This is a genomic window from Aquirufa novilacunae, assembly GCF_045310505.1.
Lineage (GTDB): Bacteria > Bacteroidota > Bacteroidia > Cytophagales > Spirosomataceae > Aquirufa > Aquirufa novilacunae.
The window spans coordinates 297368-323916 of record NZ_JBEWZG010000001.1 but is presented as its reverse complement, the minus strand read 5'-3'; the positions used below and the strand labels follow the sequence as shown (position 1 = coordinate 323916).

General features: G+C 38.5%; 23 protein-coding genes and 1 other RNA gene. 7 read left to right on the top strand and 17 right to left on the bottom strand.

From position 1 onward, the window contains the following. Positions 1–102: 102 nt before the first annotated feature. Genes V7S74_RS01445 through V7S74_RS01430 form a run of 4 tightly spaced genes read left to right on the top strand, consistent with a single transcriptional unit; the run spans position 103 to position 5825 of the window. Positions 103–1752 carry a CTP synthase gene (locus tag V7S74_RS01445; RefSeq protein WP_406776996.1) on the top strand — a complete coding sequence of 550 codons (1650 nt, stop codon included), beginning with the start codon at positions 103–105 and terminating at the stop codon, positions 1750–1752. Between the two features lie 6 nt (positions 1753–1758). Beyond that, positions 1759–3555, top strand: a complete 1797-nt coding sequence (gene yidC / locus V7S74_RS01440) for a membrane protein insertase YidC (protein WP_406776995.1) — start codon at positions 1759–1761, stop codon at positions 3553–3555. Between the two features lies 1 nt (position 3556). Then, positions 3557–4840 (top strand): glutamate-1-semialdehyde 2,1-aminomutase, encoded by a 1284-nt coding sequence (gene hemL / locus V7S74_RS01435; RefSeq protein ID WP_406776994.1) that lies wholly within the window; start codon positions 3557–3559, stop codon positions 4838–4840. 1 nt (position 4841) lies between these two features. Beyond that, the gene (locus V7S74_RS01430) at positions 4842–5825 is read left to right on the top strand and encodes a glycosyltransferase family 2 protein (protein ID WP_406776993.1); all 984 of its coding nucleotides are present in this window, start codon (positions 4842–4844) and stop codon (positions 5823–5825) included. Here the strand turns inward: V7S74_RS01430 and rfaD are convergent. Further along, positions 5806–6771: an ADP-glyceromanno-heptose 6-epimerase gene (gene rfaD, locus V7S74_RS01425; protein WP_406776992.1), complete on the bottom strand. Its 966-nt coding sequence runs from the start codon at positions 6769–6771 to the stop codon at positions 5806–5808. The two genes, V7S74_RS01430 and rfaD, sit on opposite strands and share 20 nt — an antisense overlap. Before the next feature lie 116 nt (positions 6772–6887). Here rfaD and V7S74_RS01420 point away from each other — a divergent pair, with 116 nt between their 5' ends. Together V7S74_RS01420 and lpxB are read left to right on the top strand one after the other, a co-directional pair. Further along, on the top strand, positions 6888–7307 hold the full coding sequence (locus tag V7S74_RS01420) for a 6-pyruvoyl trahydropterin synthase family protein (RefSeq protein ID WP_406776991.1): 420 nt from the start codon (positions 6888–6890) through the stop codon (positions 7305–7307). A gap of 1 nt (position 7308) precedes the next feature. Continuing rightward, positions 7309–8391: a lipid-A-disaccharide synthase gene (gene lpxB, locus V7S74_RS01415; RefSeq protein ID WP_406776990.1), complete on the top strand. Its 1083-nt coding sequence runs from the start codon at positions 7309–7311 to the stop codon at positions 8389–8391. Here the strand turns inward: lpxB and V7S74_RS01410 are convergent. The 8 genes from V7S74_RS01410 to V7S74_RS01375 form a co-directional block, all read right to left on the bottom strand. Continuing rightward, a complete protein-coding gene (locus V7S74_RS01410; RefSeq protein WP_406776989.1) occupies positions 8367–8939 on the bottom strand; it encodes a 1-acyl-sn-glycerol-3-phosphate acyltransferase in 573 nt (190 codons plus the stop codon). The two genes, lpxB and V7S74_RS01410, sit on opposite strands and share 25 nt — an antisense overlap. Beyond that, positions 8926–9552 (bottom strand): HAD family hydrolase, encoded by a 627-nt coding sequence (locus V7S74_RS01405; protein WP_406776988.1) that lies wholly within the window; start codon positions 9550–9552, stop codon positions 8926–8928. The genes V7S74_RS01410 and V7S74_RS01405 overlap by 14 nt, the downstream gene beginning before the upstream one ends. A 4-nt stretch (positions 9553–9556) precedes the next feature. Beyond that, entirely contained in the window at positions 9557–10513 is a 957-nt protein-coding gene (locus V7S74_RS01400; RefSeq protein ID WP_406776987.1) for an acetyl-CoA carboxylase carboxyltransferase subunit alpha, read from the bottom strand. A 29-nt stretch (positions 10514–10542) separates the two neighbouring features. Then, entirely contained in the window at positions 10543–11967 is a 1425-nt protein-coding gene (locus tag V7S74_RS01395; protein ID WP_406776986.1) for an MBL fold metallo-hydrolase RNA specificity domain-containing protein, read from the bottom strand. Between the two features lie 68 nt (positions 11968–12035). Further along, positions 12036–13070, bottom strand: a complete 1035-nt coding sequence (locus V7S74_RS01390) for a DUF6807 domain-containing protein (protein WP_406776985.1) — start codon at positions 13068–13070, stop codon at positions 12036–12038. 69 nt (positions 13071–13139) lie between these two features. Next, on the bottom strand, positions 13140–14807 hold the full coding sequence (locus V7S74_RS01385) for a RagB/SusD family nutrient uptake outer membrane protein (protein WP_406776984.1): 1668 nt from the start codon (positions 14805–14807) through the stop codon (positions 13140–13142). An 11-nt stretch (positions 14808–14818) separates the two neighbouring features. Continuing rightward, a complete protein-coding gene (locus V7S74_RS01380; protein WP_406777689.1) occupies positions 14819–17806 on the bottom strand; it encodes a SusC/RagA family TonB-linked outer membrane protein in 2988 nt (995 codons plus the stop codon). 270 nt (positions 17807–18076) lie between these two features. After that, on the bottom strand, positions 18077–18646 hold the full coding sequence (locus V7S74_RS01375; protein ID WP_406776983.1) for an RNA polymerase sigma factor: 570 nt from the start codon (positions 18644–18646) through the stop codon (positions 18077–18079). Positions 18647–18886: 240 nt separating this feature from the next. Here V7S74_RS01375 and V7S74_RS01370 point away from each other — a divergent pair, with 240 nt between their 5' ends. Continuing rightward, positions 18887–20278 (top strand): APC family permease, encoded by a 1392-nt coding sequence (locus tag V7S74_RS01370; RefSeq protein ID WP_406776982.1) that lies wholly within the window; start codon positions 18887–18889, stop codon positions 20276–20278. Here the strand turns inward: V7S74_RS01370 and V7S74_RS01365 are convergent. The 8 genes from V7S74_RS01365 to fabG all read right to left on the bottom strand — a co-directional run bounded on the left by V7S74_RS01365 (position 20266) and on the right by fabG (position 26549). Continuing rightward, positions 20266–21168: an alpha/beta hydrolase gene (locus V7S74_RS01365; protein ID WP_406776981.1), complete on the bottom strand. Its 903-nt coding sequence runs from the start codon at positions 21166–21168 to the stop codon at positions 20266–20268. The two genes, V7S74_RS01370 and V7S74_RS01365, sit on opposite strands and share 13 nt — an antisense overlap. Then, positions 21165–22079 (bottom strand): EamA family transporter, encoded by a 915-nt coding sequence (locus V7S74_RS01360; protein ID WP_406776980.1) that lies wholly within the window; start codon positions 22077–22079, stop codon positions 21165–21167. The genes V7S74_RS01365 and V7S74_RS01360 overlap by 4 nt, the downstream gene beginning before the upstream one ends. Before the next feature lies 1 nt (position 22080). Beyond that, on the bottom strand, positions 22081–22755 hold the full coding sequence (gene trmD, locus V7S74_RS01355) for a tRNA (guanosine(37)-N1)-methyltransferase TrmD (protein ID WP_406777688.1): 675 nt from the start codon (positions 22753–22755) through the stop codon (positions 22081–22083). Then, positions 22745–23281 (bottom strand): ribosome maturation factor RimM, encoded by a 537-nt coding sequence (rimM, locus tag V7S74_RS01350; protein ID WP_406776979.1) that lies wholly within the window; start codon positions 23279–23281, stop codon positions 22745–22747. The genes trmD and rimM overlap by 11 nt, the downstream gene beginning before the upstream one ends. 65 nt (positions 23282–23346) lie before the next feature. Next, positions 23347–24015: a 30S ribosomal protein S16 gene (locus V7S74_RS01345; RefSeq protein WP_406776978.1), complete on the bottom strand. Its 669-nt coding sequence runs from the start codon at positions 24013–24015 to the stop codon at positions 23347–23349. A gap of 90 nt (positions 24016–24105) precedes the next feature. Continuing rightward, positions 24106–24460: RNase P RNA component class A (rnpB, locus tag V7S74_RS01340), an RNA gene on the bottom strand. A 21-nt stretch (positions 24461–24481) separates the two neighbouring features. Further along, positions 24482–25708 carry a DUF4403 family protein gene (locus tag V7S74_RS01335; protein ID WP_406776977.1) on the bottom strand — a complete coding sequence of 409 codons (1227 nt, stop codon included), beginning with the start codon at positions 25706–25708 and terminating at the stop codon, positions 24482–24484. Between the two features lie 94 nt (positions 25709–25802). Beyond that, entirely contained in the window at positions 25803–26549 is a 747-nt protein-coding gene (gene fabG / locus V7S74_RS01330; RefSeq protein ID WP_406776976.1) for a 3-oxoacyl-[acyl-carrier-protein] reductase, read from the bottom strand.

Genomic DNA, 26549 nt, shown 5'->3' with positions numbered 1-26549 from the left:
CAAATTCTATTAAGAATGCAAGATAAAATAAAAATAGGATTAATTCGGTATGCTTTTATTTCACTATCTTTGTTTCCCGTAACCAAATCAACAATTCTATCAATGTCTGGTAAAGGGAATCCCAAGAAATCCAAGTTCATTTTTGTTACGGGTGGTGTAACAAGCTCGTTAGGCAAAGGCATCATTGCCTCTTCTTTAGCTAAACTACTTCAAGCGCGAGGTTTAACCTGTACAATCCAAAAGTTTGACCCTTATATCAACATCGATCCAGGTACCCTGAATCCTTATGAACATGGCGAATGCTATGTAACGAATGACGGAGCAGAAACCGATCTTGATTTAGGACACTATGAGCGTTTCTTAAATACACCTACTAGCCAAGCTAATAACATTACAACCGGCCGTATTTACCATAATGTCATCACGAAAGAACGTAGAGGTGATTATTTAGGTAAAACAGTACAGGTAGTGCCACATATTACGGATGAGATCAAGCGTAATATCATGTTATTAGGCGAATCTGGAAAATATGATATCGTTATCACGGAAATTGGAGGTTGTGTGGGTGATATTGAATCATTACCATTCATAGAAGCAGCTCGCCAATTAAAATGGGATTTAGGTGAGAAGAATACTTTGTTTATTCACTTAACCTTAATTCCTTATTTAGCCTCTGCAGGAGAATTAAAAACAAAGCCTACGCAGCATAGCGTGAAGCAATTATCAGAATCAGGAATTCAACCTGATATCTTAGTTTGCAGAACAGAACACCCAATTCCGCAGGAGATGAAGAAGAAAATTGGTTTATTCTGTAACGTTTCCGAGGCAGATGTAATTGAAGCACGTGATGCTTCTACTATTTATGAAGTGCCTCTATTAATGAAGGAAGAGCGTTTAGATAGTCGCGTATTATACAAATTAGATATTTACAACGACAAAGAATCCAACCTAAAAAATTGGACTAACTTCTTGTCAAAGCTTCAAAATCCGAAGTTTGAGATTAATATCGGTTTAATTGGTAAATATGTTGAATTAAAAGATTCATATAAATCAATTGCAGAAGCCTTTATTCATGCAGGCGCGGCGAATGACATCAAAGTAAACTTGCAGTGGTTATCATCTGAAACGATGGATTCAGACGATTTATCTGAAACCCTGGCGGGATTAGATGGAATCTTGGTGGCACCTGGTTTTGGTGAGCGTGGTATTCAAGGCAAAATTAATGCGGTGAAATATGCGCGTGAAAATAAAATTCCATTCCTAGGTATTTGTTTAGGTATGCAATGTGCCGTTATTGAATATGCGCGTAATGTCATGGGATTAACAGAGGCTCACTCTTTCGAAATGAATCCTGATAGTCCAGATCCGGTGATCAACTTGATGCTAGAGCAAAAAGACATCTCTGAAAAAGGAGGAACGATGCGTTTAGGCTCTTATCCATGTAAGATTGAAAAAGGGACTTTGGCTTATAAAATATATGGCAAATCGTCCATTCAGGAGCGCCACAGACATCGCTATGAGTTTAATAATGACTATTTAGATCAGTTCCATAAAGCAGGCTTGATCACCTCAGGAATCAACCCAGATTCAAACTTAGTCGAGATTGTCGAAATTGAAAATCATCCTTTCTTCGTAGGAGTTCAGTTTCACCCAGAATATAAGTCAACAGTAGAGAGTCCTTCTCCCCTGTTTGTTCAATTCGTAAAAGCAGCACATCAGCATGCTGTTCCATTCATTAAAAATTCTAAATAAGAAATCATGGATAGAAATTCCATCACGGGTATTGTTTTAATTATGGGTATGCTTTTAGGCTACCAATATTTCTTTGCCCCAAAAGAGGAAGCATCGGTAGCTCCTAAGGCCGTTGCCTCAAAAACAATTGCTCACGCTAAAAAAGATACGGCTGTCATCGCCGTTCTAGATTCAACAGTTCAAAAAGAACAAGTATATACGCTTGAAAACAAGGATATCGTTGTTAAGGTATCTTCTATCGGAGCTAAATTAGTTTCTGTTCAACTAAAGAATTACAAGAGCTACGCAAATTTCAATGCAGGCAAAAACGACGGATTGTATATATATAATTCGAATAAAGATGAATTTGCCATTGAACTACCTACCACTTCGGGTAAGGTCAAGTTAAATACAATCGCATTTGTTGGTGTTCAAACAGGTAACAAAATTGAATTCACCGGAACTACTCCAGGTGGACAAGTGGTTAAATCATCTTATAATTTAGCTGAATCTGGGTTCCTGTTAGATTATCAATTAGATGCTAAATCGGTAGCTTTATCAGGCGGTGACTATTTCATTCACTGGAAAGAACAAGTACATCAAACGGAAAAAGATATTACCGAAGAACGTAAAGCAACCATTAATTATTTGCTAACAGAGGACGAAGAATTTGATTATTTGTCGGAAAATCCAAGTTCAGTAACTAACGAGAATTTAGACCAAAGCATTAAATGGATTAGCTTCAAGAAGAAATACTTCCTAAGTGGATTAATTCCTCAAGGATTTACTTTTAAGAAAGCTTCATTAACGGCTACACCTAATTTAACCGATAGCCTAAACATCAAGACCTTAGATGCGCAAATCGTTGGATCTGCATCAGATCTTTCTGCTGGTAAATCTAACTTCCAATTTTACTTTGGACCCAATGATTATTCCATCGTTAATAAGGTAGAGGTGCCTAATTTTGGTAAAAACGTGAAGCTTAGCTATGACTTTTTACTGCCAATTACGAAATACATTTTCGTTCCTTTATTCGGATTCTTAGAAAGCCTATTTACAAATTATGGTTTGTTGATTATTGTTTTAGTTTTAATCATCAAAACTGCCTTATTACCACTTACCTATAAATCGTACGTTTCTATGGCTAAGACGCGAATCTTAGCTCCTGAAATCGCAGCGATTAAAGAGAAAATTGGTGACGATGCTGCGCGTGTACAACAAGAAACGATGAAGTTATACGGTGAGGTGGGTGTTAATCCTTTAAGCGGATGTATTCCGGTATTAGCAACGATGCCCGTTTTAATGGCTGTATTTATGTTGTTCCCTAACTTGATTAATCTTCGTCAAGAGTCTTTCTTATGGGCGAACGATTTATCGACTTATGATTCATTTATCACCTTGCCATTTAGCATACCTTTCTACGGAGCTCACGTGAGTTTGTTTTGTTTATTAATGACCGTTTCGCAATTAGCGTATGGGTATTATAATAACCAAATCACACCAGATCAACCAGGTCAACCCATTAACATGAAAATGATGGCGTATGTGACGCCTGTTATCTTCATGTTCGTGATGAACTCCTTCCCTGCTGGTTTAAGTTTCTATTATTTCGTATCGAATTTGGTAACTATCGGTCAACAATTAGCCATTCGTAAATTCGTAAATGAGGATAAAATCAAAGCCTTATTAGACGAAAACAGAAAGAAAATTGCCGCAGGTGGTGGCCCTAAAAAATCCAAGTTCTCTCAATATCTTCAAACCCAATTGAAGACGATGGAAGAGCAACAAAAAGAAGCAGCAAAGAATACTAAGAAGAAAAAATAAGATGAACACCTTAAGCACAGCCTATTTTGAGAAAGCGAAAGAGTTAATTCCGGGAGGAGTAAATTCTCCGGTTCGCGCTTTTAAGTCGGTCGGAGGTAATCCCGTGTTTATTAAATCTGCTAAAGGTGCTTATTTGCAGGATGTAGATGGTAATTCTTATATTGATCTTATCGGCTCTTGGGGACCTATGCTTTTCGGCCATGCACATCAAGTGATTGAAGAAGCTGTTCGTAATGCTCTAGGTAATGGTTTTTCTTTTGGTGCTCCGACTTATAACGAAGTATTAATTGCGGAAAAAATCATCTCCATGATTCCTTCCGTTGAAAAAGTTAGATTAGTTAACTCTGGAACAGAGGCAACTATGGCTGCCATTCGCTTAGCAAGAGCCTATACGAAACGTGATAAAATCATCAAATTCGAGGGTTGCTACCATGGACATGGTGATTCCTTCTTAATCGCTGCTGGATCAGGTGTTGCTACCTTAGGAACTCCCGATAGTCCTGGAGTGACTGTATCGACAGCGAGAGATACATTAACCGCTATTTATAACGACCTTTCCAGTTTAGAAAACCTATTTAAAGCTAATCCATCCGAAGTTTCTGCGGTGATAGTGGAACCTGTTGTAGGAAATATGGGCTTAGTGATTCCCAAAGAGGGTTATTTAGAGGGTGTCCAGAAATTATGTCAACAATACGGCGCATTACTTATTTTCGATGAGGTAATGACTGGTTTTAGATTATCATCGAGTGGTTACCAAGGTCTTTCTGGTATTCAACCTGATTTAACCACCTTAGGAAAAATTATTGGTGGTGGACTACCGGTAGGTGCCTACGGAGGAAAAGCCGAAATAATGGACATGATTGCTCCTGCGGGTCCCGTGTACCAGGCTGGCACTTTATCAGGTAATCCTTTAGCTACGACGGCGGGTTTAGCTATGTTAAACTTAATCACAGATAATCCTTCAATTTATACGGAGTTAGCATCGCGTGGTTTAGCTCTGAAAGATGCCATGAGTGCTGATTTAAAGTCTTTAGGACTTAATTATACCATTAATCAAATCGGATCCATGTTTACCCTATTCTTCACGGATAAAGAGGTCAACAATTTTAGTGATGCGAAAACTTCAGATACCGCCTTATTCGGTAAGTATTTCAAAGGGATGCTTGCAAAAGGCATCTACTTACCTCCATCGCAATACGAGTCTTGGTTCTTATCCACGGCATTAGGGGATTCAGAATACGATCGAATTATCTCTGCTAGCAAAGAAACGCTTCAATCATTATAGAATGAAAACGCCGGCCTACAGCCTGATCATACCTGTCTATAATCGTCCACAAGAATTGGATGAATTATTAGCGTGTATTCAGTTGCAGGAATTTCGGGATTTTGAAGTGGTTGTTATTGAAGATGGTTCCACCAATGATGCCGCTCAAATTATTGAAAAATATAAGGCATCTTTTGATTTAGCTTATTATGTCAAAGAAAACGGTGGCCAAGGATTTGCCCGTAATTATGCTTTTGAAAAAGCTAAAGGAGATTTCTTTATTATATTAGATTCAGATGCGCTCTTAGAACCGACTTATTTGAATGAAGTGGACAAGGCCATTAAGGCAGATCATTTAGATTTATTTGGCGGTCCAGATAAAGATCATCCAAGCTTCTCCCCTATCCAAAAAGCCATCAGTTATTCCATGACTTCTTTTCTTACGACAGGAGGAATTCGAGGTAAAGAAAAGAACATTGGGGGACAATTTCATCCGAGAAGCTTCAACATGGGTATTTCTCGGAAAGTATATGAGGCGACAGGTGGATTTAAAATCACCAGAATGGGTGAAGATATCGAGTTCAGTATTCGATGTATCTCCATTGGTTTTAAATCTGGGCTAATTCCGAAGGCCTTTATTTACCATAAAAGAAGAACCGATTTTAGACAATTTTATAATCAGTTACATTTTTTCGGAAGAGCAAGAATCAATATAAGTCGTTTCTTTCCGAAAGAATTAAAGCCAGTTCACTTTTTCCCTTTCCTATTTTTCTGTTATTACGTTCTGACAGGATTAGCTCTATTATTTTTTCCTTCTCTAGGTGTTTTGCTTTTTTGCGGAATAATCATCTACAGCCTTCTTGTATTCTTCAGTGCTATTATAAACACCAAAGATTACCGAATAGCTTTATTAGCCATATTCGCGGCTAACATTCAACTATTTGCGTATGGAAAAGGCTTTGCGGAAGAGGGGTTACGCAAATGGCTTAGTAATACAACTGCTTAACTAAATAGTTTTGCACGTAATCCTCCACACCATCTTCTAGACTTGTAAAGGGTTTATCATAGCCAATTGAACGCAGCTTTTGCATCGTAGCTTCCGTAAAATATTGGTATTTATCACGTATATCTGCTGGTGTATCAATATATTGAATAGTAGGCGTTAAGCCTAAAGCTTGAAAAGTAGCCACACCTAAATCGTTAAATGATCTAGCCTTACCCGTACCTAAATTATAGATACCCGAATTTTTCCGATGCTCCATCAGGTAGATACAAACATCAATCAAATCCTTTACATAGATAAAATCACGCATTTGCTCTCCATCTTTAAAATCACTTCGATGTGATTTAAACAGGTTAAGCGTGCCGTTCTTTGTAATTTGTTGATACGCATGCCAAATAACGGACGCCATTCTTCCTTTATGGTATTCATTAGGACCATACACATTAAAAAACTTAAGTCCAGCGAAGAAAAATGGCTTTTTAGGCTGATTTAATGCCCAAATATCAAAGTCGTTTTTTGAATCACCATACGGATTCAAAGGCTTTAAGGAAGATATCAATTCCTCCTTATCCTCATACCCATTTTCACCCAGACCATAGGTCGCAGCTGAACTAGCATACACTAATGGAATTTGATAATTAACACAGGCCTCCCAAACCTTCTTAGAATAATCTAAATTCAATTCATCAAATATCGCCGTATCAAATTCGGTCGTATCCGTTCTTGCTCCGATGTGAAAAAAGAACTCCACTTCTCTATTATTCTTTTCTAACCAAGCAAACAAGTCCTTGCGATCAACCCGCTCCATGATAGCCTTATTAGCTAAATTTAGGTTCTTTTCAGCGTTTGAAAAGTCATCGACTGCAATGATGTAACGAAATTTCAACTCGTTCAACTTTTGAATCAAACAACTTCCAATAAATCCTGCGGCACCGGTTACAATGATCATAATATGCGTATTAAAAACACAAATTTACACAGATTACCGGAAGGTTTATTAACTTTGTGCAATTATTGGAACTCTGCTATTGTTTTCCCAGAGTCCCTCCACAAAAACTGAAAACAATGGTATACGTCATCCGTAAGGAACATTTTAATGCGGCTCACCGCTTATTCAATCCAGCCTGGTCAGAAGAGAAGAATCATGAGGTTTTTGGACCTTGTGCAAACAATAATTGGCATGGCCATAACTTTGAATTGATCGTAACTGTGAAAGGGATACCTGATCCAGATACGGGATTTGTGTATGATTTAAAGCAATTAGGAGACTTAATTAAAGCGGAGATCATCGATAAAGTAGATCATAAGAACTTAAATCTAGATGTGGACTTTATGTTTGGCAAGCTAGCTAGTTGTGAGATGCTTGTGATGGAATTTTGGAAAATTTTAGCTCCCAAAATTAAGGAAACCTCTGAAACAGCTACACTTCATAAAATACATTTGATCGAAACAAATAAGAACTCGGTCGAATATTTCGGGGAATAAAATGAAATACTTCATCCTAGCTGGCGAAAAATCTGGAGACCTTCACGGTTCAAATCTAATCCGAGAAATCGAATTATTGGATAAAGAAGCAGAAATTCAGGCTTGGGGTGGAGATGCCATGGCAGCTCAAGGGGCTGAAATACTACAACACCACAATCAATTAGCCATTATGGGCATATTAGGTGTTATTCAAAACCTCCAACGCTTAAAGAGATTATTTAAGACCTTTGCAAATCAAATTGATTCCTTTCAACCTGATGCAGTCATCTTTATCGATTATGGCGGATTTAATCTAAAGGCGGCAAAGATTGCAAAAAAGAAAGGATTCCAAACGCACTTTTACATTGCCCCTAAAGTATGGGCATGGAATAAAGGTCGAGTAAATGAATTGAAAAAGTGGATTGATCGCCTGTATGTTATCTTCCCATTCGAATTAGAGCTGTTTACAAAAGCGGGAATTCATACCCAATATGTAGGTAATCCTTTGCAAGATGCTATTCAGGCATTTGCACCTAATCCTACATTTACCTATCGAGATAAAAAATACGTGGCACTATTAGCCGGAAGTAGAAAGCAAGAAATTAAAACAGCTTTACCCTTATTTGAACAATTGGCTAAAGCTAATCCTGATTTACAATTTCTTATTGCAGGAATTAGTGAATGGAAGGAGTTATATCAAACAGAAATACCTGTTTTATTTGATCAAACCTATGATGTGGTAAAATCCGCTGAAGTAGCGATTGTCACCTCAGGTACGGCTACTTTAGAAACCGCCTTATTACAAACACCTCAAATTGTTGTCTATAAAACGGATTGGGTCTTCTATTCTTTGGCAAAAATCGTCATTCAAATAAAATACATCTCCCTAGTGAACATTATCCTAGACAAATTAGCCGTCCCTGAATTAATACAAGCTAATTTCTCTGTAGAGCACATGACCGCAAAGCTGAGAGAACTATTATTGAAAGGAACTATATATCAACAACAAAAGGAAGATTATCTAACCTTAAAGCAAATAGTAGGCGATTCAGGTGCCTCTAAGAAGACGGCATCTTTTATTTACTCTGCAGCTTCAGCTAAATAATTTTTAATCCAAGACTTCTGAACTCCGGGAATCGATTGATAATAACGAGCAATATCCAATTTATCTTTCTGGAAATCACCCGTTGTATAATACGGCTCTCTTATCTTGATTTCTTTATTTACAAAGTCAAAACCGATCATAATTAAGGGTACCTTAGCTCCGTCGGCTATATAATAAAATCCAGTTTTTAGCTCCTGTACATCCTTGCGAGTTCCTTCTGGAGCTAATACAGCATAGAAAGAATCCTTAGAATTATAGATATCTACAATGGCATCGACTAAATTTGATTTAGTCCCTCTGTTTACCGGATAACCGCCTAACCACGAAAATATACCGCCAAAAGGTCCTTCAAATAATTCTTTTTTACCCCAAAACAAAATGGGAATCTTGAGCAAGGAACGGGCGCCTAATCCAATCGGAAAATCTTTCCAAGTAGCATGTGGGCAAACAATAACTAAAGCTTTCTTTAAATCGCGAGGCACCTCTCCTACTAATTTCCAACCCGCTAATTTAAAAAGAACATCAAAAATCGGACTACTGACTAACATATGAATCTAATATTTCTTGAATTTGACTAAAATCTTTAGCGGGGTCTATCAAATAAGAAGCAATACCTAAACCTTTCGCAGAATTAATATTAGCAACATTATCATCAAAAAACAATACATCTTGTACTTGAAGATTTTGTTCAGTTAACACTTGCTGATAAATAGCTGTATTTGGTTTGACTAAGCCCATATCAAAGGAAAAATACACCTGATCAAATAGACTAAACAAACTTTCACCGGACGGACCTAAACCGACTTGAGTAAATCGCTTCGCGTGTATGGAACTCGTATTACTTAATAAATAGAGTGAAAACCTAGATTTCAAAGACAAAATCCATTCATAGACACCTGCATGATACGATAAAAGTAAGGCAGAAAAGGCCTCATCAAATTCAGCATCAGTACAGTTCAAAGCTAAATGAAAACGAATATGCTCCCTAAACTCTTGATCTGTTTGTTTTCCAGATTCGTAAGGGACCCACAGACTTTCCTGTTGAATCTTTTGTCCAATACTCATTGAATCGTATGTTGAAAACGCAGAAAAGGCCTGATAAGTCAGTTCTAAATCAATGGGCAACAGAACATTACCTAAATCAAAGATGATTGCCTTCATCCTACTATTCTATCACCTGTCCCATAGCTCCGAACTTATCAATTCGTTGCGCAATACGTGTAGCAGGATCTATAACGGACAAAACAGCTATTTCCTTCTTAATAACCTCTTTTAACTGGGCAGCTGCTTCTGTAGGATTTAAATGTGCTCCACCTAAAGGCTCTGGGATAATACCATCTATTAACTTATTAGTAAGCATATCATTGGCCGTTAACTTCAATGCCTCTGCTGCTTGCTCTTTATAATTCCAACTTCTCCATAAAATAGAAGAACATGATTCGGGCGAAATAACAGAATACCACGTATTCTCCATCATCAAAACTCGGTCACCCACGGCGATACCTAAGGCTCCACCAGAAGCACCCTCACCAATAATGACACAAATAACTGGCACCTTTAACATAAACATATCGCGAATATTACGTGCGATAGCCTCACCTTGACCTCTCTCCTCAGCTTCTAAACCAGGGAAAGCACCAGGTGTATCAATTAAACAAACGATAGGCTTATTAAACTTCTCTGCCATCTTCATCAGACGTAAAGCCTTACGGTATCCCTCCGGATTAGGCATACCAAAATTACGGTACTGACGCTCTTTTGTATTGCGACCTTTTTGTTGACCAATAAACATCACAGACAATTCCCCATCAATGGTACCAAAACCACCCACCATCGCCTTATCATCAGCCACATTGCGATCACCATGAATCTCAATGAACTCCTCGCACATGTGCTCTATGTAATCAAAAGTGTAAGGGCGGTCCGGATGTCTCGACAATTGAACACGCTGCCAACGCGTTAAATTCGAAAATGTTTCTTTTTTCAATTCTAAAATCTTATCAGTCAAAGAAGCTACAGCAGCTGTCACATCGACATTATTCTCTAATGCAAGCTTACGCATTTCGATCAACTTGTCTTCTAACTCAGCGATAGGCTTCTCAAATTCCAATAATGTTTTCATAAAGCGTAAATTTTGATACAAAAATAAAATTAAAGCTCGAAAGTATCTTCCTTCTGAGGCAAAATAACATCAGCATATCCTAATCCATTCAGAATAGACGAAAACTCTAACATACTTGCCTCTTCCCCATGCGAAAGAAATATTTTCTTGATTTTAGAAGGATTCTGTTGCTTCACAAAAGTCAAAAGCCCAGTCTGATCTGCGTGACCCGAGAAAACGTCAATTTTACGAATTTGGGCATTCACCTTATATTCTCTATCCTTAACCACGATCATATCAGTGCCTGCTAGCAATTGCCGGCCTAAAGTACCTTCAGCCGTATAACCAATCAATAAGATGGTGGCATAAGTATTAGAAATATTGTCCGCAATATGCTGTTCTACACGTCCACCTGAAATCATACCTGAAGAGGAAATGATAATACAAGGTTCGCGGTAATTGCGAATCGCTTTACTTTCTTTCTCGGTATGAAGAAATATCAAATTATCCACATCGAATAATTCGTCATTTTCCCTGTGAAATTCGCGTGCTTCCGGATTTAAATACGATAAGTATTTCGAATAGATTTTAGTAGAACTACGACCCATCGGACTATCCGTAAACACTCGAACAGCTGGAAAATTTCGTTCTTCTATTAATTTATTAAGCGTATATAGAACAGCCTGTGTACGACCCACAGAAAAAGCTGGAATCACCAGGCGACCAGGACGATCGATACAGGTTTCTTTAATCACTTTTCCCAAAGCATCCATCGGACTATCCTTATCCTCATGAATACGATTGCCATAGGTTGTTTCGCAAACTAAATAGTCAACTTCCGGGAAAGGCTGCGGATCGATATGTAAAGGATAATTCGCACGACCGATATCTCCACTAAATCCAATCGTTTTTGTCTGCCCATTTTCAGTAACAGAAATCAACACATGCGCAGCACCTAATAAGTGACCAGCGGGAACAAAAGTAATTTCAAGACCTGGGAATACGACAAACCTACGGTTAAACTGAAGTGTCACGAAATTGTCCAAAGCATTCTCCACATCCTTTTGGAGATAGAGATCCCCTTTACGAAGAAGACGATCCATCTGCTTATGCTTTTTGCGACTCTCCCCTTGCGCTGCCTTTAAGCGACGTAAATGAAGACTAGCAGAATCCATCAAGAGAAGTTCGGCTAAATCAGCCGTAGGTGGTGTGCACAAGATTTGGCCTTCATATCCTTCGCGATAGAGCATCGGAATATTACCAGAGTGGTCAATGTGTGCGTGAGTTAAAATCACTAAATTAATTAGTGAGGCATCGAAGGAAAAGAAGGACTTTTGTTCAACCGGCTCCTCAAAGTCGATCTTACGCTCCATGTCCGTTCCACAATCGATTAATATTTGGTAGCCATCCTCCAACTGCAACAGGAACATACTTCCGGTTACTTGTCTGGCAGCTCCTAAAAAGGATAATTGCATAGAATAAAGAAAATAGGGGCTACAAGAGCCCCCTTTACACTACAAAAATAAGAGTATTTTCTTAAAAATTACTTGCTAGCAGCGAATTCTGCCTGAATTTTGTCTAATTCCTCTTTCGAGTTTAAACGATCAGAAATTAATGTCCGGTATCTGAAAGTGATAGATTCACCTTTCTTTAATGTCAAATTACGCTCATCCTTCCCATTGCTAAATACTTTGGCCCCTAAAGGATTTACAGCAAACAAACCATAACCACGTGCATGCCAATAACTTGGATAGGAAACATTAGCCGGATGATCAAATATGGTTACAGAAATCAAATGATTATCCATCTCTCCATGTAAGTTCATCCATTTAGCACGTGTACTCCAAACCGCTTCACCCTTCACTCCTTCTGAGCTCAAGTAATCCCCTGTCACACCTGTATTATCCATCACTGGAACTTTCGTTTCAACACCATGTGCATCCGTAAAAACATCAGGTTTATTCGAAGGAATTTCTAATTGACGAGCCACTCGTATGGCAAACATGCCGTCTTTCACGTCTTTGAATAAAACCTGATCAGCTACCGCGGTCAAAGTGGTGATGCGATCTACTGTTCTAGAGTCAGCCGTACCTGAAAAAACATAGGTCGTCTTTTCGGCTAACACCTTTTGACCTTTTCCATCATTATCAATCCAATCGGCAGCCACTTCTAACAAACCTTTCTTTGCATCTTGCTTAACAATTGACGTATGTAAAATCGTACCCATCTTGTGGTTTTGCAATGAAGCGATGATGTTAGTCGAGTTATTCCAATAATCAAATCCATTCACATCTTCATAATTCAACCACATACCCACATGGTGTGGATGATCAATGCGTTCTCCAGCTCTAGGAGCCATCGGATAACCACGCGTGATGGTAGTTCCTTTTGCAGAGATTAAAGGAAACAAAACAGCTTTTTTAAGAACACCTTGCCCTGGAAAGAAATAAGAAGTAAATGGTTTACCACCTACCTCCACGTCCACTGATGTCTTAGAAGATTTAAAAGTAACTGGAAGATTTTGTGCAAAAGACGTAAATCCCACCAGTCCTAAACAGAAGCAAATTATTTTTTTCATAAGGCTTATTAAATAAAATTCCGAAGGCCACCAGGCCTCCGGAATCTAAATTAAAAAATCAAATTAATCTTAGTAACCTGAGTTTTGTGGGAATCCGCCATTCTCAGACAAATCCACTTGCTTTTGTGGAATAGGACGAACGTAGTGAATATCTCTCACACCTACTGCCGCATCTGTGTTATATAACTTAACACGCTCGACTAGGTTGTTCCAACGCTTCAAGTCCATCCAACGAGTTTGCTCACCAGCAAGCTCACGTGCACGTTCTTCCATGATTAAGTTCATATCTACAGAAGTAACTTTCATCGCGTCTTCTTTTCCTTTAGCTGCCGCACGAACACGTACTGCATTAATAGCAGCTACAGATTCAGTTTGCTTGCCTAATTTGAATTGCGCTTCCGCTAACATCAAATACGTATCTGCTAAACGATGAACGAAGTAATCACGAGATCCATTCTCATACGTCATATCTGGACGAAGTGGATCAAAGAACTTCTTTAACGTAGGGAATAAAGCGTAGTTATATAAACTAGGTACCAATACTTGGTATTTCTTAGCAGCACGCTCAGCTAAAGTCATCTCATAGCCAGGTATAAAAATAGTTGTATCACCTGCTTTGTAAGTAACTGTTGCTTTTGAACCATCAAAGGTCGTGTTGTAAGTGCCTGGCTTATTAGATAACCATGTATCCTTAAACGTTTTATTGTAACGTGTATCATTTACACGTTCAGCAAATACGGTGTTTAATAAATACGGAGTAGGCTTCAAACGCTTAAATGGTCGACCATTTATCACATCACGCTGCATACCTGGCTGAACGTCATATTGCATACCGAAATACAAGTGAAGCTTATTTCCTTGGTTATCTACAAAACCATTCGTTAAAGGATCTGATGTATATTGAACTGCAAAAATTACCTCATTATTTATCTGATTAGCTTGATCAAAAACAGAGGCAAAATCAGGTAATAGAGCAAAACCGTAGTTTGCAATAACCGAATTACATAAAGTAGCCGCATTTGCATAATCAGTAGCTTCAGCAAACTTAGAAGAAGCACGTGTTAAATACACCTTAGCTAACAAGTTCTCAGCAGCTGGCTTAGTCGCACGACCATAATCCCCAGCAGCCTTAACTGCAGGTAAAACTGCTATAGCTTCTTTTAAATCAGTTTCAATCTGCTTGTAAACTGCTTGCTCAGAAGCACGAGTAGCTGCTTTAGTCGGACCTGTAGTTTCTTTTAATCGTAAGTCTAAAGGGCCAAACTGTTGTACTAAAATGAAATAATAGTGAGCACGTAAGTACTTCATCTCAGCTACTCGAGTAGCCTTTACTGCATCAGTAATACCTGTTACTGCAGGAGCACGATCAATTACCGCATTAATGGTATTGATACCTTTATACGTCTCATCCCATAATTCTGCTAAAATTGATACAGAAGAAGTTAATTGAGAGTCATAAAAGTGGAAACCTTTGAATGAACCATCCGCACCTGCACTGTAAATATCAGTACCATATTCTGACATTGTTAAACCACGCTCTGTTGCATAGAATGAACGAAGTGGCGTATAAGCAGCATTCGTAGCAGCCACGAATCCAGGAGTCGTAGCGATGTAATCATTACTGATAGAAGAAACGACTGTCTCTTTCAGTAGATCACTACATGAGGCAGTACCCAACATAATCGCTGAAGCAATACCTACTAATTTTAATGAATTTTTGATATATAAACTTTTCATTATTTCAGGGATTAAAATTTAATATTTAAACCAAACGTAGAAACAGATGTAGCCGGAGTTACGTTGTTATCCACGTTACCATTTGAAGTCTCTGGATCCACACCATTTTCTTTTGAACGGTAGTTCGAGAAGATGAATGGCTGTTGAATACTAGCAAACAAACGTAAAGACGATAAACCTAATTTAGCAGCAGTTTTTGCTGGGAAATTATAACCAAAGTTGATGTTACGAACTTTGATGAAAGATCCATCATAGTACATAATCGCTGTGTTATAAGCTGGGAACTCTTGGTTAAAGTTAGGACGAGGATAACGAGCACCTGGATTGTTAGGAGTCCAGTAATCTACCTTGATTTGATTGTAACGACCTTGTAGGTAGTTCGAGTTTTGGTGGAACTTAGATACAATCATCTGACCTTGACGTGTAAAGATGAAGAATGACAAATCGAATCCTTTGTATGAGAAACGGTTTGTGATACCACCTGTCCAAGCTGGAACATCAGATCCTAATAACACACGGTCATCAGCAGTAATCTTACCATCATTGTTCGCATCCTTCACTTTGATTTGACCCACTGTAAAGCCCATTGCTTTTGCCTTGTCAGCCTCAGCAGTTTGCCAGATACCAGCATACTCATAATCAAAATAAGAGTTCAACGGTTTACCAATGAACCAACGGTTACCTACGTCATCTTTCTTACCATTGTAAAGAGAAACGATTTCTTCTGTATTCTTGTAGAATACAAAGTCAGTGCTCCATTTAAATCCATTCGCTGCATCGATGTTATTCGTTGTTAACGAAAGTTCAATACCACGGTTCATCGTCTCTCCTACGTTACGCGTAACTGCAGCGAAACCTGTTGAAGTAGGTAATTGATCTGATAATAATAAATCCGTTGTATTTGTTTGGTAATATTCTGCAGAACCTGAAACGCGACCTCTCCATACAGAGAAATCAACACCCACGTTTTGAGAAGTAGAAGTTTCCCACTTTAAATCCGCATTACCAATCGTGTTAGGACGGTAACCATAAGCTGCTGTGTTATTCCAAGCATAGGAAGTACGACCTTCCAGACCTACAGTTTGGTAAGGAGAAAGACCTTGATTACCAACTTGTGCATAAGAAGCACGAACTTTTAATTCATCTAACCAAGTCAAATCTTTCATGAAGTTCTCTTGGTGAACATTCCAACCCAAGGCTACACCTGGGAAATTACCCCACTTCGTATTCGCACCGAAACGAGATGAACCATCACGACGAGCAGTCACTGTCAATAAATACTTTCCTTTATAGTCATAATTAATACGAGCCATATATGAAGCAATCGTCCATTGAATTAAGTTAGATCCTACTCCCTGAATAGAAGAAGCATTACCCACATTGTAGAATTGTTGAGACTCCACCGGAACACCTAATACATTTTGAGTAAACTGTTCAAAATTATCACGTTGCATAGACTGCAACAAAGTCACACCTAAATTATGATCTTTAAACTGCTTATTATACGTTAAGATATTTTCGATCGTATAATTGAAACCCTGACGATTATCTGTGTAAGCGGTTGGATTACCACCCTTAATTGCGTTCGTTAAAGCTCCGTCAAAACGACCATTACGCGAGATGGTAAAATCAGGGCCAAAGTTTACACGGTATTTCAAACCTTTAGCTAATTGTAATTCTGCATAAATACTATTGAAAATACGGTATTTCTTCGTTTCATCCACCTTTGCACCTGGTACAATCTCATTTAACGGATTCGTTAAAAGCGCATCATCCGTTTGTTGGAAAATTAGGTTACCAGAATCATCATGTGATCTTGCTAATGGGTTTTGAGATAATAAAAATCCATATGGGTTTAGGTTAGCTCCATTCGTTACAGAATACATTAAATAAGAAGACGCTCCTACTTTCAATGATTTATTCACTTGGTGATCTACACTTGTGCGAACTGAATAGCGTGTGAAATCTAAACCTTGAATGATACCATTATCTTGGAAATAACCCGCATTGATGGAGAATTGAGTTTTCTCATTTCCTCCTTGAACACCGATCGCATGGTTTTGTTGCATACCTTTTCTTACCATCATATCTTGGTAATCCGTTGTACGTCCTTTGGCAATACCATCTAATTCGATAGCTGTAAATAACTTAGAATCAGCAAAGGCATCCATCACACCAGTAGGTACTAAATTTCCATTCGCATCCTTATAAGTACCGATTGTACGACGTGACTCACGCTTCATTTCAGCGTACTCAGCGCCCGTAAATAAGTTAATCTTATCTAATGATTGAGTTGAACCGATGTAAGAATCATAAGAAATAACCGTCTTACCATCTTTACCACCACGCTTCGTTGTAATCAAAACAACACCATTCGCACCACGAGCACCGTAGATAGCAGTTGCTGTTGCATCTTTTAAGATTTCCATTGAAGCCACGTCATTCGGGTTCATATCTTCATAACCACCTGAAAGAGGAATACCGTCCACGACATATAATGGATCATTACCAGCGTTGAATGAACGACGACCACGAATTAACACACGTGGTACTGTTCCTGGTTTCGAACCTGATTGCGCTACGTCCACACCTGCCACACGACCTTGCATCGCTTGACCTAAGTTGGTAATTGGCATCTCCGTGATTTGTTTAGCAGTTACAGATGAAATAGCACCTGTTAATTGACTCTTCTTTTGAGTACCATAACCTACCACAACAACTTCTTGTAAAGATTTAGTATCAGCACTAAGAGACACATTGATTTGCGTCTTAGATCCTACTGAAACTTCTTGTGAATTAGTACCAACCGCTGAAAAAACTAAAACAGCAGAGTTACCTACAGTAATTTTGTAATTTCCATCCATGTCTGTTGAAGTACCTTTAGAAGTACCTTTAACAGCAACACTGGCTCCTGGAATACCCGAACCATCGTCAGATGACGTAACTTTACCTGTGACCATCCGATCTTGGGCAAAAATTTGAATACTCAATAACAGCATTATACCGCTAAGGAGCACCTTGGAAAGTAATTTTTTTCTCATAGGTTAAATTAATTAAGTTGTTTGCAAAGTCAGTTGGATCCTCTCCCACAAGGCTTTGCATTCTTGTTGGGATAGTCTTAAGGGTTTAATTGGGTACTTATTTACTATTTTTAATCTCTTTATCCAGCTCATTCTTTTCGATAACATGTCAATCTTTTAAGATTACTTACCATGAAAAGAAGAAAACTTATGTGTTTTACTCAAATATATCTTACAATTATTCAATAATTAACAAGCATAAGCTTTTGACGTCATATGCTCCTTCATCACGCGAAGTGCTCCAAAGATCAAATTATATACCGATTGTGGATTAATATTCATGTGTTCCGAGATCTGATCGGTATCCATATTTTCAAAATACTTCAACGTAATGGCCTCTTTTTGACGTTTACTGAGTTTATTTAAACTAGCATACATCGTCCTATGCGACATGTGCTCCTCCTCTACCATCACTAATTGTCTTTCAGCAGAAGGCATATCTTCCATAAACTGGTATTGATAAGCTTCGTGGTGATTCTGATTTTTTAACTGAGATTCTAATTGACGTACAATCTTACGTTTGATGGATGCCATTAAATAAAATTTCACACTTGTCGTGGGTCCAAGGCTCGCGTGATTTTTCCAAATCTCCACGAACAAATCATGTAAACTATCCTTAATTAAATCCTTGTCACTCGTAATCCCCATACAATAGGTATATAGCGGTTGAACGAAATGAGAATACAAGACAGCAAAAGCTTGTTGATCACCTGATCTAAACTGATCCCAAACCTCTACTTCATTAATGGACTTCTTCATAAAACTGATCTAAAATTGTACAATAGTTATATGTATTATCATTTGACATATACTACTCAGGGAATATAGACCATAATTGTATAAAAAATCAAAGAAATTATTTAATTTTTTTCCGTAAACGTTTACGGAAACGTTTACAAACTAAAAAAGTTTAAAACTGTTCAAGAAAATCAGAAATAATAATCGTTTCTTTGAATTCTTGATGAAAATCAGGAATTGCATTAAATCAATAAAACTTATATGAATAAAAAATTAAACACCCTTGACGCATCGATGCTCGTGATGGGTTCCATGATTGGCTCTGGTATCTTTTTAGTTAGTTCAGAGGTAGCCCGTTCGGTGGGCTCCCCTATTTATTGGATTGGCACCTGGCTTTTAACTGCCTTTTTAACCATTACGGGTGCATACGCGTATGGAAAGTTGAGTTCTGTGTTTCCCAAAACAGGTGGACAATATATCTACCTAAAAGAATCCTATAATCCTTTAACGGGCTTCTTGTTTGGCTGGACCACTTTTTTAGTCATTCAGACGGGAACAATCGCAGCTGTTGCTGTAGCCTTTGCCCGCTATGCAGGATTTATCTTTCCGGGTATATTAAATGATACGCCATTAGTGGGTGATTTCATTACTACTCAGCAAATTTTGGCGGCTTCTCTTATTGCCTTGTTGACTTATATCAATAGTAGAGGGGTTCAATTTGCCTCTTTAGTTCAAAATATTTTTACGATTACCAAAATTGGAGCTATTATCATCCTCATTATCATCGGTTTATATGTAGGGATTGCAAATGAATGGATTCATTTTGAAGGATTTTTTGCGGCACCCTTCACAGTAGAGAAGAACGCATCACATGCAATCGGTGGATGGGAATTGATTTCGCTCTTCGGTGTAGCAATGATCGGACCGTTATTCTCCTCTTCTGCTTGGAATAATGTCACCTTTGCGAGTGCTGACTTTGAAGATCCGAAGAAAACCATCGCAAAAGGATTAGTCTATGGATCGGCTTTAGTTTGTTTACTTTATTTGCTCACAAATATGGCCTATTTAAGCATTCTACCTTTAAAAGGAGAAGCGGACGGAATTAATAGCTATGCCCGTGGAATTATGTTTGCCACACAAGATCGATTAGGAGCTGCGGCATTAGAAACCGTTCTTGGAGGAATAGGTGCTTTAGTGATGGCGGTGTTTATTATGATTTCCACTTTTGGATGTAATAATGGAATCATTTTAGCGGGTGGTCGATTATTCCAAGCGATGGCAAATGATCGCTTGTTTTTCAAGAAAGCAGCAGAAACAAATGATAAAGATGTACCCGTTTATTCACTAGGAATTCAAGGCTTGTGGGCCATCTTATTGTGTTTCTCGGGATCCTATGGTGCGTTATTAGACTTTACCGTATTCGCTATTCTGATATTTTACTTCCTAACTGTAGCATCTGTATTCAAAACTAGAATCATGCAGAATGAACTGCCTCTTTTACAGAAGTTGTTATTTAGCGGATACCTAATTTTGTTAGTGGGAATAGCAGGAAACCTGTTGTGGGTTAAAACACTTTCCTCATCTATCGGATTAGGAATCGTACTTTTAGGTATTCCTTTCTACTTTGTGATGAAGAAAACTCAAAGCAATTGATTTGCTTTCATCCAGGAAATTAAACGATCGAACCACAAGTCCCCACTTGTGGTTTTATTGTTTAGTCCAAAACCGTGACCACCTTTTGCATAAACATGCAAATCCACTGGAACTTTATTAGCGGTCAATTTTTCCGCATAGAGTAAAGAATTCTTTAATGGAACTGCATTGTCATCTGCAGCGTGAACCAAAAAGGCTTTTGGGGTTTGAGGGGTTACCTGCTCTTCATTAGAAAATAAATGCAAGTCTTCTTCTGAAGGATTTTTGCCTAATAGGTTTTGGGAACTACCACCATGACCAAAAGATCTCACCGAAATAACAGGATATAGTAAAATCGAAAAGTCAGGTCTTACGTTAGCTCCAGGTAGAATACCCGTATAATCCTTCGTAAAATGAGTTGAGGCTGTTGCCGCTAAATGACCACCCGCTGAAAAACCCATAATACCCACCTTATTAGAATCGACATTCCATTTCGTTGCATTTTCACGAACAAGAGCTAGAGCAGCTTGCGCATCCTGTAATGGCGCATATTTCTTCTCTACTTGAGCCGAATCCTCCGGTAAACGGTAATATAAAACGAAAGCAGAAACACCAATTTCATTGAACTTCGCTGCGATATCGTAGCCCTCATGAGAAGAGGCCAAAATGCGGTATCCTCCACCTGGGCAAATAACAACACATGATTTAGGGTCTTTACCCATCGTGGCTGGGAAAAAGCGATAAGTAGGAACAGTCACTTTGGAAATTCGCTCTATACCATCTGCGCCTTTAACAGCAGATTGTTTATTGACAACTTCTTTATAATTAGGAATGCCATGTGAATACAAAGGAGTAAATTCTTGTGCCATGGCCGAGGAGGTAAGTAATAAAGCGATTAAAATCTTTTTCATTTGGTAGAGGTCTTTTCAGTAGTAATTAACAAAACTGCAAATAAAATCAAGCTACTTGCTACTAGTAATATACTACTTAAAGACTCACCTAGAATAAGATTACCCAAAAATAAGGCAATAATTGGATTGACGTAGGTATAAGTAGACACCAAAGTGGCATCCAACACATTAGACAAATAGCCAAATAATCCAAAACCTACCATCGAACCAATTAAGGCTAAATAAGTAAATACGCCAATCGCTTTAATTGGTAACTCAGCGATAGAAACCTTTTGAATATCACCTTGAAAAAAAGCTATAGCTACTAAAATCAGGCCACCTGTCAGCATTTGAATGGCACAAACCTGCGTAAAATGATACGTGTTGGCTTTCGTGAACTGAATATAAAAGACCCCTAAATTCCAAGCCACAACCGCAATCAAAAGAAATCCCATACCTCGATAAAAGTCAATTTCTTTTCCTGGTATCGCGAGATTTTTTTGGGAGGCTAATAAAATGATTCCAACGAAACCAATCAGTGTTCCTATTAACTTACGATTACTCGGTTTGCGTCCTGATATCCAAAAGAATACCACCAGTAATAATGGACCAAAAGCCATAAAAACGGAGGATAAACCAGAAGGAATCGTCTGACCAGCTAAAGCCATAAAACCGTTTCCTAGGGTGATCAACAGGAAACCCGCTGACAAATGCACCTTCCAATGCGCTACAGGTAATTTTTTCCAATGACCACCAAGAATGGACCAGAGTAGAAATAATAGTCCAGCAACTAAATTTCGAGAAAAGGAAATAACAAGCGGGGGTAAAAATTCTAACAAAATACGAACACTTAGAAAGGTGCTCCCCCAAATTAGGTATAGGCCTCCAAGCGCCAAAATAGTTACTAGCGATATGGATTCCTTTTTATTCATTTTAATCTAATAAATCAGGTCTTCTCGTTTGCGTCCGTAATACAGCCTGCTCATGACGCCATTCTTCAATTTTCTTTTCATGCCCAGACAACAAAACAGCAGGAACATCCATCCCCTCGAAACTTGCAGGTCTTGTATATACAGGAGGTGCCAATAAGCCATCTTGAAATGAATCTGTTAAGGCTGAACTTTCATCCCCTATCGCCCCTGGAATTAAACGAATAATCGCATCCGCCGTTACAGCGGCAGCTAATTCACCACCAGATAGCACATAATCACCAATCGAAATCTCTTTCGTCACATACTTTTCTCGTATACGCTCATCGATTCCTTTATAATGACCACAAATGAACAAAAGATTCTCTCCTAGGCTTAATTGATTCACTAAACCTTGTTTTAAAACGATGCCATCGGGACTAAAATAGATAATCTCATTATAGTTGCGATCTGCTTTTAACGTTTCAATGCATTTTGCCAAAGGTTCCACCGCCATTACCATTCCAGCTCCCCCACCAAATGGATAATCATCCACTTGTTTATGTTTCTTTTCTGAATAATTATGCAAATCATGAAACACGACTTCCACTAGTCCAGCTTTTGCCGCACGTGCACAGATGGAATGCTCAAAAAAGCTATTCATCAACGATGGAACTACCGAAATTATATCAATCCGCATCATTCTCTGTATACACTTCTAATAATCCATCAGGTAAAATACTATGCACCGTTTGGTTTTTCTTATCCACTTTTGGGATGATCGTATCAATTAGGGGTATTAAAACCTCATGATTTTGATAATTCATCACTAAAACATCTTGGGCACCCGTACTATAAATCTCCTTCACAGTACCTAAGGTCCCTAAATTTGAATCAATTACCTGATAACCAATCACCTCGTGGTAATAATATTGATCATCTTTTAATTTAGGCAAAGCACTTAAAGGTAAAAATACTTTAAGACCCACTAAGTCTTTCGTCGCATCCAATGAATTAATCCCTTCTAGAGTGATCAGATTCAAATTATCTCGAATCTGAATATCTTCCACAAAATAAGGAACCATTTCATTTCCTTGCTGTAAAAAGATCGCATCTAAGTCTTCATACTCATACGGATCGTCTACATCTAAATAAAGATGAAATGCGCCTTTCAAACCATGGGGTTTTGAAAGCGTGCCTAATTCAAAATATTCGGTCTTTGCCATAGGTACAAAAAAAAATCATACAAACTTGCGAACAAATTTGTATGATTTTAATCAAAATGTGAAAATTATTCAGCTGCTGGAGCCTCTTCTGCTGCTGCTTCAGCTGCAGGAGCTTCTTCTACTGCTGTTTCTTCAGCTTCTGGAGCCTCTTCAACTACTGTTTCTTCAACTGCTGCAGGAGTCTCAGCTACTACCTCATCTACTTCAACACCAGTTGCCTCTTCTTCCGCTTCGTTGATAGCTTCTACTACGCTAGCTACTAAAGCTTCTTCAGCTACCTTATTTTTTGCTGCAATTGATTCAGCACGAGCGCTAGAAACTTTTGCTTCAGCTTCTAAACGAGCCGCTTTAGACTTCGCTTTAGATTGTTGCAATGTAGTTGCTTTCGACTGATTTGCTACTTCTTTCTCTGCTTTCCAAGCCTCAAACTTCGCATCAGCTTGTTCTTGTGTGATCGCACCTTTGTTAACACCTACTTGTAAGTGTTTTGCATACATGATTCCTTTGTGAGAAAGGATTGCACGAACTGTGTCAGTTGGTTGAGCACCGTTCAATACCCATTGGATTGCTTGTTTCTCGTTTAAAACGACAGTTGCTGGATTGGTGTTAGGGTTGTATGTTCCAATTTTTTCAACAAAACGTCCGTCACGTGGTGCACGAGCATCCGCAACTACAACATCGAACATCGCTAACTTCTTGCGTCCACGACGCGCTAATCTGATTTTAACAGCCATTATATATGGGTTTGTGAGGGATCCCGTCCCTCGGGTTTATAAATAGTCTGCAAAATTAAACTATTTTGCATTCATTTCAAACAAAGAAATAGAGAAAATAAACCGATAAGCCGAATTCTGTCAATGGTTACCCACCGTCCTATCATTTATCTTCGACAAACATCACTGTTTATCTGTAGCAATCTACCCACTAGCATCGGACGAGCCACCCTTTTGCCTTGCGGCAGCTAGCCTATTTGATCTTGCAACACGTGAGGTTTACCTATGCCTGTTTTGTCACCAAACCAGCGGTGGGCTCTTACCCCACCTTTTCACCCTTACCCGAAGGCGGTAATTTTCTGTGGCACTTGCTGTAGAATCCGAAGATTCCCCTTCCTGTTAGGAAGCACGCTGCTCTATGTTGTTCGGACTTTCCTCTTTAAAAAGCGATAGGATAGTCTATTTTCTCTAAGGCAAAGGTAAGATTTTATTTGGCCAAAGACCAATTTCCTTCTAAAGCCCCTTCAATCAAGACAGAGGAAGAATCAAAATAAATCTTTTGAAAACGTATGGCTCCTCCCTTTTGCAATGAAATCGAGGAAGGCAAGCGCTTTAATAAAGAAGAAGGCTGAAAACGGAAATTAGCCGCCTGAACCTGCAATTTACGTTGAATTTTACGCGTAAATAGCGAGGCTGGAAAACCTAAACCACGCAAATTACTATCGTTAATTTGAATACCTAGGCTATGGTCAGGATATATAACAAAATCAAAATTAGCTTCTATTTGAGAGTATTTGCCTTTGAATTTCTCCAGCTTAAAAATCATTCCAGAAGAACCTAATACTAAATTAGCCTCCCCTTTTAACTTTGGGTTACCTTGTTTGAGAATCGCTACAATCTCTGGTCCCGATAGTTGATACTGAAATGGAAGAACAGAGGTAGAAACTGCAGATGATAGGTCTTTGATTGGAATTAAAATAGGTGTTTGAATCGATACACCTGACTTAATTCGCAAGCCACCAAAATAACGTACCTGACCTTTCACACCACCCGAAGTGAATTCCAAATTTCGAACATCAAAGGCAGAATTCGATACAGGTTCTAAACGATATCCTGAAGGGATATCTGAAAAAAAACGCTGAAATAACAAGGGTTTAGATACCGTAGTTTTTATACTCGCATTCAAAGACTGTTGCATTTGTGAAATAACCAGTGGTTTCTTTTGGTTAAATAATTGATCAACCACTCCTGAAACATTGACTGGGAAACCTAACACTTTTACAGATGGCTTTTGAAGCCAACTATAGTCATAATTTGCCTCTCTAATTTGTAACGTATTAAAACCTGTTAAATCCCATTTCAGCTGAACATTAATTGCTAAGTCACCTGAAACGGTACCCGCAGAAATACCAGCTAGTTCTGGTTTTGCCTGCATACGCACTGGAAGCATAATTTTTACCTGATCCTTAGCTAGGTACTGAGCCTTGATAGGACCTAAGAGACGAATATCTAAGGGGAAATCCAAAACTGCGGAAGGCTCCGTGTTCTGATATAAAACCGAACCTGACTTTAATTGACTTAAAGTGAATAAACTGTAATATGACAAAGCAAAATCCACCGTCGTTAAACTCGGTTTAATTGCTGGGAATTTGTCAACATAAGTAGATTTACTAATCACCTTCGCCGGCACGATTGATTTAGCGCAGGAAAGCAATAAAAAGCTAAGAAAAAACAGATAAATCCTCATAAAAAAAGAGACCTCAATCTTTAACGAAAAGACTGAGGTCTAATTATGTTATCAAATTAAACTAGGTCAATAAACCCCCATTCACAGAAATAACCTGACCCGTTACATAGGAACTCATATCAGAACCTAAGAATAAACACACATCTGCTACTTCTGATGCTTGGCCTCCCCTTTTCATCGGGATGGACTTTGTCCATTCTTCAATAGCAGCCTCGTTTAATTCCTCCGTCATCTCGGTTTCAATAAATCCGGGAGCAATCGCATTGCAACGAATATTACGAGAACCTAATTCCAGTGCAACCGATTTGGTAAACCCAATAATACCTGCCTTAGAAGCCGCATAGTTCGATTGGCCCGCATTTCCTTTAATACCAACAATAGAGGTCATATTGATGATCGAACCAGATTTAGCTTTCATCATCGGCTTTGTTACCGCTTTTGTCAAATTGAAAATCGATTTTAAATTCACACGAATCACTTCATCCCATTGCTCCTCAGACATACGCATCAATAGACCATCGCGTGTAATACCTGCATTATTAATTAAAATGTCAATCGTTCCAAAATCAGCTAACACATCTTCTACTAACTTTTCTGACTCTGTGTAAGAAGACGCATCCGAACGATAACCTTTCGACATGATACCAAAAGCAGCTAATTCTTGCTCTAGCGCTTGTCCTTTTTCAACAGAAGATAAATAAGTAAAAGCGACATTTGCGCCAGCTTTTGCAAAAGTTGTCGCGATAGCCCGACCGATACCACGTGAGGCACCTGTCACTAAAACGACCTTGTTTTGTACTAATGACAT

What these genes read in the sequence shown, in the direction of transcription:
- V7S74_RS01445 (WP_406776996.1), top strand. Translation starts at nt 103, where the DNA reads ATGTCTGGTAAAGGGAATCCCAAGAAATCCAAGTTCATTTTTGTTACG.
- yidC (WP_406776995.1), top strand. Translation starts at nt 1,759, where the DNA reads ATGGATAGAAATTCCATCACGGGTATTGTTTTAATTATGGGTATGCTT.
- hemL (WP_406776994.1), top strand. Translation starts at nt 3,557, where the DNA reads ATGAACACCTTAAGCACAGCCTATTTTGAGAAAGCGAAAGAGTTAATT.
- V7S74_RS01430 (WP_406776993.1), top strand. Translation starts at nt 4,842, where the DNA reads ATGAAAACGCCGGCCTACAGCCTGATCATACCTGTCTATAATCGTCCA.
- rfaD (WP_406776992.1), bottom strand. Translation starts at nt 6,771, where the DNA reads ATGATCATTGTAACCGGTGCCGCAGGATTTATTGGAAGTTGTTTGATT.
- V7S74_RS01420 (WP_406776991.1), top strand. Translation starts at nt 6,888, where the DNA reads ATGGTATACGTCATCCGTAAGGAACATTTTAATGCGGCTCACCGCTTA.
- lpxB (WP_406776990.1), top strand. Translation starts at nt 7,309, where the DNA reads ATGAAATACTTCATCCTAGCTGGCGAAAAATCTGGAGACCTTCACGGT.
- V7S74_RS01410 (WP_406776989.1), bottom strand. Translation starts at nt 8,939, where the DNA reads ATGTTAGTCAGTAGTCCGATTTTTGATGTTCTTTTTAAATTAGCGGGT.
- V7S74_RS01405 (WP_406776988.1), bottom strand. Translation starts at nt 9,552, where the DNA reads ATGAAGGCAATCATCTTTGATTTAGGTAATGTTCTGTTGCCCATTGAT.
- V7S74_RS01400 (WP_406776987.1), bottom strand. Translation starts at nt 10,513, where the DNA reads ATGAAAACATTATTGGAATTTGAGAAGCCTATCGCTGAGTTAGAAGAC.
- V7S74_RS01395 (WP_406776986.1), bottom strand. Translation starts at nt 11,967, where the DNA reads ATGCAATTATCCTTTTTAGGAGCTGCCAGACAAGTAACCGGAAGTATG.
- V7S74_RS01390 (WP_406776985.1), bottom strand. Translation starts at nt 13,070, where the DNA reads ATGAAAAAAATAATTTGCTTCTGTTTAGGACTGGTGGGATTTACGTCT.
- V7S74_RS01385 (WP_406776984.1), bottom strand. Translation starts at nt 14,807, where the DNA reads ATGAAAAGTTTATATATCAAAAATTCATTAAAATTAGTAGGTATTGCT.
- V7S74_RS01380 (WP_406777689.1), bottom strand. Translation starts at nt 17,806, where the DNA reads ATGCTGTTATTGAGTATTCAAATTTTTGCCCAAGATCGGATGGTCACA.
- V7S74_RS01375 (WP_406776983.1), bottom strand. Translation starts at nt 18,646, where the DNA reads ATGAAGAAGTCCATTAATGAAGTAGAGGTTTGGGATCAGTTTAGATCA.
- V7S74_RS01370 (WP_406776982.1), top strand. Translation starts at nt 18,887, where the DNA reads ATGAATAAAAAATTAAACACCCTTGACGCATCGATGCTCGTGATGGGT.
- V7S74_RS01365 (WP_406776981.1), bottom strand. Translation starts at nt 21,168, where the DNA reads ATGAAAAAGATTTTAATCGCTTTATTACTTACCTCCTCGGCCATGGCA.
- V7S74_RS01360 (WP_406776980.1), bottom strand. Translation starts at nt 22,079, where the DNA reads ATGAATAAAAAGGAATCCATATCGCTAGTAACTATTTTGGCGCTTGGA.
- trmD (WP_406777688.1), bottom strand. Translation starts at nt 22,755, where the DNA reads ATGCGGATTGATATAATTTCGGTAGTTCCATCGTTGATGAATAGCTTT.
- rimM (WP_406776979.1), bottom strand. Translation starts at nt 23,281, where the DNA reads ATGGCAAAGACCGAATATTTTGAATTAGGCACGCTTTCAAAACCCCAT.
- V7S74_RS01345 (WP_406776978.1), bottom strand. Translation starts at nt 24,015, where the DNA reads ATGGCTGTTAAAATCAGATTAGCGCGTCGTGGACGCAAGAAGTTAGCG.
- fabG (WP_406776976.1), bottom strand. Translation starts at nt 26,549, where the DNA reads ATGTCATTAGTACAAAACAAGGTCGTTTTAGTGACAGGTGCCTCACGT.